Below are 10322 nucleotides of genomic sequence, written 5' to 3' on the forward strand. Positions count from 1 at the left end.
CCTAAACTCGGTCTGTTAAGATTACAAGATGTCGCTCACCTTCAAGCTCAGGCACTATCAAAGGTTTGACTTGGATCACGCTACACCATTCAGGAAGTTGCTCTATCTCTTCTTGTGAAGCTTGTCCTTTGAGAGCAAAAAACTTGCCCGTACCTTCTTTTGGCAAGTGACGACACCAATTTACCATATCGGTCATCGAAGCAAATGCACGGCTTAACACCGCATCAAACTTAACCTCAGGCTGGAACTCCTCTACACGGCTCAAAACCGGAGTCACGTTCTCAATCTTTAGCTCATGTACAACTTGTTTAATAAAACGTATACGCTTGCCTAGGCTATCAAGCAAGAAGAATTCACTATCAGGGTTCATAATTGATAATGGGATACCAGGCAATCCTGGTCCTGTACCCACGTCAATAAATCGCTTTCCATCAAGGTGTGGCGATACCACTATGCTGTCCATGATGTGCTTCACTAGCATGTCACTAGGATTGCGAACCGAGGTTAGATTGTAGGCCTTGTTCCACTTGTTAAGCAGTTCGACGTAACCAACCAATTGATCCAGTTGCTTATCAGAAACCGTCAGATCGGTTTTAGCGATCAGTTGTTGAAGTTCTTGATGTAAGCTCATTTATGCGACTTCCTCACCTTTCTTAAGCAGGCCTTGTTTCTTTAGGTAAACCAACAAGATAGAAATAGCTGCTGGTGTTATTCCTGAAATTCGAGAGGCAATGCCTATCGTTTCTGGTTTGGTATCTGTCAGTTTTGCAACCACTTCATTGGACAAGCCGGAGACTAAAGAGAAATCAATATCTTTTGGCAGTTGAGTGTTCTCATGACGCATAGACTTGGCGATTTCGTCTTGCTGGCGCTGAATGTAGCCTTCGTACTTCACTTGGATCTCAACTTGCTCAGAAGCCTGTTGATCTTCAAGGGCAGGGCCAAAGCCCTCTAACTCTGTAAGCTGTTGATAAGTAAGCTCAGGTCTACGCAAAAGATCCTCGCCACTCGCTTCTCGAGTCAGCGGAGTTTTTAGTACTGCATTTAGCTTATCCACGCCTTCAGATTTAGGGTTGATCCATGTACCTGCAAGACGTTGACGCTCAAGCTGCATGTTTTCCATTTTCTGATTAAATCGAGCCCAACGTTCCTCAGAAACTAATCCAAGCTCGTGTGCTTTTTCAGTCAGTCGAATATCCGCATTGTCTTCACGAAGCAACAAGCGGTATTCCGCTCTAGAGGTAAACATACGGTACGGTTCTTTGGTACCCATAGTTGATAAGTCGTCGATAAGTACGCCCATGTAGGCCTGATCACGACGAGGCGACCAGCCTTCTTTTTCTTGAGAGTAAAGACTCGCGTTAAGACCGGCCATCAAACCTTGTGCCGCTGCTTCTTCGTAACCCGTTGTACCGTTAATTTGGCCAGCTAAGAACAAGCCTTGGATAAACTTGGTTTCATAGGTGTGTTTCAGATCTCTAGGATCAAAGAAATCGTATTCAATCGCGTAACCAGGGCGGACAATATGAGCATTTTCAAAGCCCTTCATTGAGCGAACAATCTGAACTTGCACATCAAATGGCAAACTTGTTGAGATGCCGTTTGGATAGAGTTCGTGAGTGGTTAAACCCTCTGGTTCGATGAATATTTGGTGACTATTTTTGTCAGCAAATCTCATCACTTTATCTTCAATAGATGGACAGTATCTTGGTCCGATACCTTCAATCACACCGGCATACATTGGGCTGCGATCGAGGTTATTGCGAATCACTTCATGAGTTGCTTCATTGGTATGCGTGATGTAGCACGGTACTTGAGTAGGTTGCTGGCTACGATTACCCATGAACGAAAATACAGGAGTTGGGTTGTCACCGTGCTGCACTTCTAGCTGGCTAAAGTCAACGCTACGAGCATCGATCCTTGGTGGCGTTCCTGTTTTTAGTCGATCAACTCTGAATGGAAGATCACGTAAACGTTGAGCAAGAGCGATCGAAGAAGGATCGCCTGTACGGCCTCCAGAGGCACTTTCCATTCCAATATGGATCTTGCCACCTAAAAACGTACCAACGGTTAGCACGACTGCTTTGGCTTCGAATTTGAGGCCCATTTGAGTGATAACACCCTTAACTTGATCGTTCTCAACGATCAAGTCATCCACTGATTGTTGAAACAGCGTTAGATTCGGTGTGTTTTCTAGTTCTGATCGTACAAACGCTTTGTACAGGGCGCGATCGGCTTGAGCACGGGTAGCGCGCACTGCAGGGCCCTTTGATGCGTTAAGTGTTCTAAATTGAATACCTGCGTGATCAATGGCTCTTGCCATCAATCCACCCATAGCATCAACCTCTTTCACGAGATGGCCTTTACCAATACCGCCAATGGCTGGGTTGCAAGACATCTGTCCCAAAGTATCAATATTATGGGTCAACAGAAGTGTCTTTTGGCCCGTTCTTGCTGCAGACAATGCAGCTTCAGTACCAGCATGACCACCACCAACGATGATGACATCAAATTTTTCGTGATAAAGCATGAGTTGGCCTCGGATATCGCTATCGTGAAATGAGTGAACAAAAAGGAGGCGTATTCTACCTTCTTTCTGATCATTAGAAAATTGCTTTTAATGTTTTACACAATTTCCGCTCTGCTAAATATATATAAGATCTTTATATAGATCTTTTATTAGATCTATTATTAAGCAACAGATCTATTGTGGATAACTGATATTTGATCAACAAGATCAACACCTTTGAGAGGATCACTTGCTGTGATCTCTAGTGGATCTAGCTCTGTATTAGCTGGGATCAAAATGAGCAGTTATTCACAGGGGGGTGGATCACTATAAGTTGTTATTGGGATAACTATAGGTTGATCACTGAATACCTATGTAGTTATCCACAGAACTTGAGGTTAATTATCGGTTATTTTGTGAGCAAACGAACCAACAAAAAAAAGCCGATGAGCAAAAAAGCGCATCGGCCTAGTGATTGTTAAGCGAGTGGATAGGACTTAAAACAGATGTTTATGGTCTTCGAACCACTCTTCAGCCGCCTCTTCTGGCACTGGATGTCGCAGAACGTCAATGGTTAAGCACTCCGATAACGGCGTAGCACCAATATCTTCAAGTAGTTCCTGACAATGCAATCCCGCACCACAGAAGGTGTCATAGCTAGAGTCACCAATAGCGATAACGGCATAGTTTAGAGCTTGAGTGTTGGGTGGCGTCTGCTGAAGTTGCTCTATAAATGGTTGAATACTTTCTGGATAATCACCCGCACCATGAGTTGAGGTGACGATTAACCAAGTCCCCTTTGCAGGTATTTCATCTAGGTTTGGTTGATTGTGTATCTCGGTATCTTTACCCATATCTTGCAGTAAATCATTAAGATGATCGGCAACGTATTCTGCTCCACCTAAGGTGCTACCTGTGATCAAATGAATCATAGACATGTTTATTTTCCTATACAGAATGATGAGAAGATGCGACCTAGAAGATCGTCAGAACTGAACTCCCCGGTGATCTCGTTGAGATGCTGTTGAGTGATCCTTAGCTCTTCTGCCAGGATTTCTCCCGCCATATAGCCTTCTAACTGCTGCTGACCAATAGAGAGGTGTTCAGCTGCCTTATCTAGGGCATCAAGGTGCCTACGACGCGCCATAAAGCCACCCTCGCTGTTGCCTGAGAATCCCATGCACTCTTTTAAATGGTTACGTAGGGCATCGACACCTTGGCCAGTCTTCGCACTTAGACGAATTAGGGTTGGGTCGTTCACATGACAAATACCCAGGGTCTCTTGGGTTTGATCAACCTTGTTGCGGATGACGGTCATTCCCATGTTGTTCGGTAGTCTATCTACAAACTCGGGCCAAATCTCTTGAGGATTGGTGGCATCAGTAGTGGTGCCATCAACCATGAACAATACGCGGTCTGCCTGTTGTATCTCTTCCCAAGCACGCTCGATACCTATCTTCTCGACCTCGTCAGACGCCTCACGAAGGCCCGCAGTATCAATGATATGCAGTGGCATACCGTCAATGTGGATGTGCTCTCTGAGCACGTCACGCGTGGTACCTGCGATATCAGTAACAATGGCTGACTCTTTGCCTGAAAGGGCATTGAGTAAGCTAGATTTACCTGCATTTGGACGACCGGCAATGACCACTTTCATGCCTTCACGCATGATTGCACCTTGATTGGCTTCTGCGCGCACAGCTTCTAAGTTATCGATGATCGTTTGTAAGTCAGTGCTTACTTTACCATCCGCCAGAAAATCGATTTCCTCTTCAGGAAAATCAATCGCTGCTTCTACATAAATGCGAAGATGAATCAGCGACTCGACTAACGTCGTGATGCGCTTTGAAAACTCACCCTGAAGTGATTGCAGAGCGGATTTGGCCGCTTCTTCTGAGCTGGCATCAATGAGGTCGGCAATGGCTTCTGCCTGAGTTAGATCCATTTTGTCATTGAGGAATGCACGCTCGGAGAACTCTCCAGGGCGTGCTGGACGAATGCCAGAGATTGAAAGGATGCGCTTTATCAGCATATCCATTACAACGGGACCACCGTGGCCCTGAAGCTCTAATACATCTTCGCCAGTAAAGGAGTTAGGGTTTGGGAAATACAAGGCGATGCCTTGGTCTAGCTGAACTCCGGCATCGTCCACAAACGGTAGGTATTCAGCGCGTCTAGGCTGAAGCTCACGCCCCACGACTAATTGTGCGACTTGGTTAGCTTGTGGGCCTGAAACTCGAATTATGCCTACTCCGCCACGTCCTGGCGCTGTGGCTTGAGCCACAATAGTATCGTTAGTCATGTTCGTCTCAATTGGAATAATTAGGTAAATTGTATACTTAAACTACAGTAAGTTGCTCAATTCATAGAAAATAAAAAGGCGACCCTAAGGTCGCCTTCTCTTATAAACATTGGCTAACTTAAGCTCTATTTAGAGTGTAAGCCTTTTTTCTCTAGACCTTTGTAGATCAACGTTTGCTGAATCAGCGTAACGATGTTCGATACCAACCAGTAAAGAACTAGACCTGATGGGAACCATAGGAAGAAGAAGGTAAACATAACCGGCATAAAGGTCATGATCTTCTGCTGCATTGGATCCGTTACAGTCGTAGGACTCATCTTCTGAATCATAAACATACTAGCACCCATCAATAGAGGAAGGATGTAGTACGGGTCTTGTGCTGAAAGGTCAGTGATCCAACCGAAGAACGGTGAGTGACGCAGTTCAACAGATTCCATCAATGCCCAGTATAGAGCGATGAAGATAGGCATCTGTAGGATAAGAGGTAGACAGCCACCCAGTGGGTTAACTTTCTCTTTCTTGTACAGTTCCATCATCTCTTGGCTCATACGCTGACGGTCATCGCCGATACGCTCACGCATTGCTGTCAGTTTTGGTTGCAGCATACGCATTTTAGCCATAGAGGTGTACTGAGCTCTCGTTAGTGGGTACATAGCACCACGAACGATGAAGGTTAGTACGATAATCGCTAGACCCCAGTTGATAACAACACTTTGGATCATAGACAGTAACCAGTGAAGTGGCTTAGCAATGAACCATAACCAGCCGTAGTCAACTACTAGCTCAAGGTTAGGAGCAACCGCTGCCATATCATTTTGAAGTTTAGGACCAACCCATAGAGTTGCCTTCATTTCGCCAGTTTCACCGTTTGCGATTGTCTTGTTAGGAAGACGAACACCGATGTCACCTAGGTTACCCACTACGCGAGTGTAAAGACTTGCGCCTTGTGCATCACGTGGAACCCAAGCTGAAGCGAAGTAGTGCTCAAGCATTGCAACCCAACCCTCGCCGTTAGGCAGGTTTTGTTGAAGGTTACGATCTTGCATGTCGCTAAAGCTGTACTTCTTGTAGCGTGTAGACTCAGTAGAGTATGCACCGCCACGGTAAGTAGGCATTGTTAGGCTACCACCAGCATCTTGCAGGTTTTGACGAAGGTGAGCGTACATACCAACTGTTGCATTCGCACCAGAGTGGTTCGCCACATCGTAAACCACATCAATTGCGTAGCTGCCGCGCTTAAGGATGAAGGTTTTGGTGTAATCAATGCCATTCGCAGTGAAAGTCATTGGTACACGTAGCTCATCTTGACCTTCTGCTAAAGTAAAGCTGTCTGCGCTTACTTTGTAGTTAGGACGAGATGTGCTGCTTAGATCGATACCTTGCGGACCAATCAGGCCACTTTGAGCAATGTATTGCTCGTTGCCTTTTTTATCTAGAAGAACGAAGCGCTCTTCAGATTCAAATTCTTCAGCGTATTCATTTAATGAAGCAGACACCACATCACCACCGACAGCATCGATAGATAGAGTGAGAACGTCTGTTTTAACGGATACAATACTTGCCGTATGGTTTGCTTCTGGAGCAGGATCCATTTCGTCAGCCATTGAAGGCGCTGGCAAAGAGCTGCTACTAGATTGTGCCTGGTTAGTCGCAGGGGCTGTTGGGTTTTTGTATTCTTGCCATTGTTGAAATAGCAAAAATGAAACCATAGCCAATGCGATAAACAGGATATTACGTTGAGAACCCATCGTTATTTATCTCTGTTTGTTGTGTTTTTTGGTGGTACAGGGTCGTATCCGCCATCATTCAAAGGGTGGCATTTTAATAGACGTTTGCCCGATAACCAACACCCTTTTACAAATCCGTGGCTTTTTAATGCCAAGATTGCGTACTCGGAGCAGGTTGGGGTGAAACGACAGCGTGGTCCGATGAACGGACTAATACCAACTCTATATAGGTAAACTAGACCTATCGCTATCCACGCGAAGGGCGAGAAAGTCTTTGCCATAGTTTATCGAAGAGTTTAAACATATCATCATTGCTTAAATCTTGGGCACTTTTCTTTGCAATAACAACAAAATCTTTGTTAGGAAGTTTGTGCTGATTAAGACGGAAGCTTTCTCGTGCGATTCTCTTGAACCTATTACGGCCAGGGGCAGTTTTAATTTGCTTTTTAGGTACTGCTAATCCAAGTCTTGGATGAGTAAGAGAGTTTTTACGAGCGATAATTGTGAAATGAGGGGAGCCAGCTCTGTGAGCCTTTTCGAAGACATTTTGATAATGCTCGGGAGTTAACAGACGTAACTCCCGATTGAACGCGTACTTAGTCAAAATAATCGCGAATTATTTTGAAAGGCGCGCACGGCCTTTAGCACGACGTGCATTAATTACTTTACGACCGTTCTTAGTAGCCATACGAGCACGGAAACCGTGAGTACGTTTACGCTTTAGAACTGAAGGTTGAAAAGTGCGTTTAGACATGGTTATTACCTTTACTGATCAGTAGTTTTTAGGTTCTTGTTAAACCCGACGTGGGCTGTATTTCTCTCTTATATATAAGAGGGATACCGACGTCTCTCAACAAAGAGGCGGAATTGTAATCACTGTCTTTAAAATAGTCAATGATTGGTTTAGCTCAAACACAAGTTATCTATTATCTCTGCTTCTTATTGAAACCAGATTAAGATTCTCGTGCCTGAAATTCCGGTCGACGGATTATACGTGTAAAAATTTAAATCACAAGGATCTTATTGGATCCCAACTTGATTTAAGAACTTTTTCAAGCGAGGATCCTGTGGATTACCAAAGATATCCTCAGGTTTTCCTTGCTCTACAATGTTGCCTTCTGCCATGAAGATCACTCGGTCAGCGACTTCACGAGCAAACTGCATTTCGTGAGTGACCACCAGCATAGTTTGGTGCTGATTGGCCAATTTTTTCATTAAATTCAACACCTCACCGACCCATTCAGGATCAAGTGCTGAGGTCGGCTCATCGAATAACAACAGCTCTGGTTCCAATGCCATTGCTCGGCCAATGCCTACACGCTGTTGCTGACCGCCAGATAGAGAGGCTGGGTAGCTATCACCTTTATCTTGTAAGCCGATGTCATCCAATATTTGCTGTGCGCGCTGCAATGCCTTGTCTTTTTTCCAACCATGAACGGTAATTAGACCCTCGGCAATGTTCTGACGAGCCGTCATGTGCGAAAACAATGCATAGTTTTGGAATACAAAGCCTGTCTTGCGTCTTAGAGCCAGTTCTTCAGCCTTGGTGTACTTTGCACAGTTGACATAGGTATCATCGATGCTGATCTCGCCTTGCTCTGCTTGCTCAAGGAAGTTAACACAACGCAGTAGGGTAGATTTACCTGTGCCGCTAGAGCCAATAATAACGATGATTTCTCCTTTATTGATATCGATGTCGATACCTTTAAGGATCTCACTGTCACCAAAGCGCTTATGAATGTTTTTGAGTTGAATCATCTTTGATACGCCTTATTCAATCTATTCTCTGCCCAGATTTGTACGCGCGTTAGGATGATAACCACGCCCCAGTAGATAAGAGCTACTGCCAAGAATGCCTCAAAGAATCGGAAGCTGGATGAAGCCTCCATTTGTGCTTTGGCCATGATTTCAGCCACACCTAACGTAAAGGCTAGAGACGTGGATTTGATCATATCAATGAAATAGTTCATTAAAGAGGGCAGGGCGACGCGTGTAGCCTGAGGAAGAATGATTCTTTGCATTGCCTGACGTGTGGTCATGCCAATTGAAAGACTTGCTTCCATTTGGCTACGATCAATACCAATAATGGCTGCGCGGATACTTTCCGCCATATAAGCAGCAAAGTGCAATGTAAGACCAATAACAGCTGCGCTAAAGGCATCGATACCTACCATTATTGGGAATACTTGTGGCAGCCCGTAATAAAGTAGAAACAACTGCACTAAAAGTGGTGTGCCACGAAAGAAGCTGATGTAGAGCTGGCTAAGCTGATCCAGCACTGGGACTTTAAACACCCGAATGTTGGCTAGAATGACGGCCAAAATCAGAGCAAAGATACCGCCCCAAAGTGCCATCTCCATAGTCGTGCCTAGATACTTAAACAGTATCGGTAGCAGTTCCAGCATGTAGTTGAAATCAAATCCCATCTTGTTACATCTCTTCGTTTAAAAAGCAAAGCCCACTATCTCCGCAGAAATAGTGGGCTCCAAGCCTTGTTATACCAATCGTAGCAAATAACCGCTCATCCTAGCTTGTTAAAACACTCGATAACGGTGTTAGAATTTTTGATTGTAGAATAACTACTCATCAAAAAGTTCTGCCTTGTTATCCAGTGTTTTTCCTGCGCTATTTCTGAGCATTTACTTACTGTGATTGGTATCAGGCTGAGCTAAATATATGGTTACACTATTTTTGAGTGATATCAGCACCAAACCATTTATTTGAAATCTCAGCTAGGGTGCCGTCTTCACGCATAGCAGCTAGAGCACCGTTCACTTCTTTTTGTAGCTTCTGACCATTTTCGTTGTTGACGAATGGCATAGCGTTTTCAATGGTTTCAAATGGTTCGCCCGCTAATTGTAGTGGTAAACCCGTTTTTTTGATCAGCTCTAGAGCCGATAGGCGATCCATTACAAATGCATCAGCACGGCCTAGCGCTACATCATGTTCAATACCTGTATCGTAGGTCTTGATGTCGATCTTGTTGTCTTTATCGTGGTTACGCAACAATTGTTCAAAGTTTGAACCTAGGTTAACAGCGACTGTTTTGCCTTCTAGGTCATCAATACCTTGGATCTCATCGTTGCCCTTACGCACGGTAATTTGTGCACCGTCTACAACATACGCGTCTGAAAATAGGTATTTCGCTTTACGCGCTTCAGTTGCGGTAATTTGGTTTGAAATAGTATCAATACGACCTGTTTCTAGCATGCCAAATAGACCAGAGAAGTTTGAGGTAACGTATTTCACGTCGTAATCATTGCGACGAGCGATCTCATCCCAAATATCAACCTCAAAGCCTTGAAGCTTGTCTTTCTCAACAAACGTAAATGGGAAGTAGCGTCCTGACATGCCCACTTTTACTTCTGTTGTTGCAGCATAAGCTGCTTGTCCTAAACTCGCAATTAGTGCGGTTGCGCATACCAAGCCTTTTAACCAGTTTTTCATACTACTACTCCTTGTGTTTATGCAGCGAAATATTACAGCTAAGCTCAGCTTAGGCTAATAACGAAAAGTTATTAGTAATAACAGAATGGTTATTAGTGATTTTTGCGGATGAAAAAATGTGAAAAAGGTTGGGGATAACCTAGTTCTTACCTTGAGGATCATGTCGTTTTGGTATAGCTCTGTGGGTAATCATGTAGATCTTTGCAATATTTTCAGATTAATTGTGAATAACTTCGATCTTATGCACTGGATCGTCGATCATTTGCTAGCGATCTTGATAATCTGGGGGTAAAATTACTGTCCTTCTATTTTTTTCTATCCGTATTGTGGGGTCGAT

Annotated in this window: 11 protein-coding genes; all 11 read right to left on the reverse strand. The window is 44.2% G+C overall.

What is annotated here, in order from left to right:
• Position 1: 1 nt before the first annotated feature.
• The 11 genes from rsmG to OCU46_RS13920 all read right to left on the reverse strand — a co-directional run bounded on the left by rsmG (position 2) and on the right by OCU46_RS13920 (position 9985).
• Positions 2 to 631, reverse strand: a complete 630-nt coding sequence (gene rsmG / locus OCU46_RS13870; RefSeq protein WP_141273346.1) for a 16S rRNA (guanine(527)-N(7))-methyltransferase RsmG — start codon at positions 629 to 631, stop codon at positions 2 to 4.
• A complete protein-coding gene (gene mnmG, locus OCU46_RS13875) occupies positions 632 to 2530 on the reverse strand; it encodes a tRNA uridine-5-carboxymethylaminomethyl(34) synthesis enzyme MnmG (RefSeq protein ID WP_141273348.1) in 1899 nt (632 codons plus the stop codon).
• 476 nt (positions 2531 to 3006) lie between these two features.
• Entirely contained in the window at positions 3007 to 3441 is a 435-nt protein-coding gene (mioC, locus tag OCU46_RS13880) for an FMN-binding protein MioC (protein WP_167495441.1), read from the reverse strand.
• Between the two features lie 8 nt (positions 3442 to 3449).
• Complete coding sequence (mnmE, locus tag OCU46_RS13885; RefSeq protein ID WP_141273352.1) at positions 3450 to 4811, reverse strand: tRNA uridine-5-carboxymethylaminomethyl(34) synthesis GTPase MnmE; 1362 nt, start codon at positions 4809 to 4811, stop codon at positions 3450 to 3452.
• 125 nt (positions 4812 to 4936) lie between these two features.
• Positions 4937 to 6559 carry a membrane protein insertase YidC gene (yidC, locus tag OCU46_RS13890; RefSeq protein WP_141273354.1) on the reverse strand — a complete coding sequence of 541 codons (1623 nt, stop codon included), beginning with the start codon at positions 6557 to 6559 and terminating at the stop codon, positions 4937 to 4939.
• A gap of 2 nt (positions 6560 to 6561) precedes the next feature.
• Entirely contained in the window at positions 6562 to 6819 is a 258-nt protein-coding gene (yidD, locus tag OCU46_RS13895) for a membrane protein insertion efficiency factor YidD (protein WP_082957073.1), read from the reverse strand.
• The gene (gene rnpA, locus OCU46_RS13900; protein WP_244311466.1) at positions 6786 to 7109 is read right to left on the reverse strand and encodes a ribonuclease P protein component; all 324 of its coding nucleotides are present in this window, start codon (positions 7107 to 7109) and stop codon (positions 6786 to 6788) included. Before rnpA ends, yidD begins: the two co-directional genes overlap by 34 nt.
• A 45-nt stretch (positions 7110 to 7154) precedes the next feature.
• Positions 7155 to 7292, reverse strand: coding sequence for a 50S ribosomal protein L34 (rpmH, locus tag OCU46_RS13905; RefSeq protein WP_004400210.1), 138 nt, complete (start codon positions 7290 to 7292; stop codon positions 7155 to 7157).
• A 266-nt stretch (positions 7293 to 7558) separates the two neighbouring features.
• On the reverse strand, positions 7559 to 8296 hold the full coding sequence (locus OCU46_RS13910) for an amino acid ABC transporter ATP-binding protein (protein ID WP_141273358.1): 738 nt from the start codon (positions 8294 to 8296) through the stop codon (positions 7559 to 7561).
• The gene (locus OCU46_RS13915; protein ID WP_141273360.1) at positions 8293 to 8964 is read right to left on the reverse strand and encodes an amino acid ABC transporter permease; all 672 of its coding nucleotides are present in this window, start codon (positions 8962 to 8964) and stop codon (positions 8293 to 8295) included. The genes OCU46_RS13910 and OCU46_RS13915 overlap by 4 nt, the downstream gene beginning before the upstream one ends.
• A 259-nt stretch (positions 8965 to 9223) precedes the next feature.
• Complete coding sequence (locus OCU46_RS13920) at positions 9224 to 9985, reverse strand: amino acid ABC transporter substrate-binding protein (protein WP_141273362.1); 762 nt, start codon at positions 9983 to 9985, stop codon at positions 9224 to 9226.
• Positions 9986 to 10322: the final 337 nt, after the last annotated feature.

Source organism: Vibrio comitans (assembly GCA_024346835.1).
GTDB lineage: Bacteria > Pseudomonadota > Gammaproteobacteria > Enterobacterales > Vibrionaceae > Vibrio > Vibrio comitans.